Below are 237 nucleotides of genomic sequence, written 5' to 3'. Positions count from 1 at the left end.
AGCGTGGCAACACGTTCAGCTAACCGGTACTAATTGCCCGTGTGGCTTGATCCTATAACCTTCAAAACAAAACGTACTCGTTTCTCTGGACATCAACACGATCTCCAGACAATCACACAACACTTCTTCCTCCTTTGGCCTGCAAACGCAGGCAACAAGTCAAAGTCTGACGACCATAGCTGTGTGGAACCACCCCTTCCCTTCCCGAACAGGACCGTGAAACGCACACGCGCCGAT

1 rRNA gene is annotated in these 237 nt (G+C 51.1%); it reads left to right on the top strand.

Going from position 1 to position 237, the window contains the following annotated elements:
• Positions 1 to 165 precede the first annotated feature (165 nt).
• Positions 166 to 237, top strand: a 5S ribosomal RNA gene (gene rrf / locus C667_RS24165); the annotation flags it as partial.

Origin of the sequence: Thauera phenylacetica B4P, from assembly GCF_000310225.1 — a bacterium.
GTDB lineage: Bacteria > Pseudomonadota > Gammaproteobacteria > Burkholderiales > Rhodocyclaceae > Thauera > Thauera phenylacetica.
Note: the sequence above shows the minus strand (reverse complement) of the source record. Positions and strands in the feature narration are given on the sequence as shown.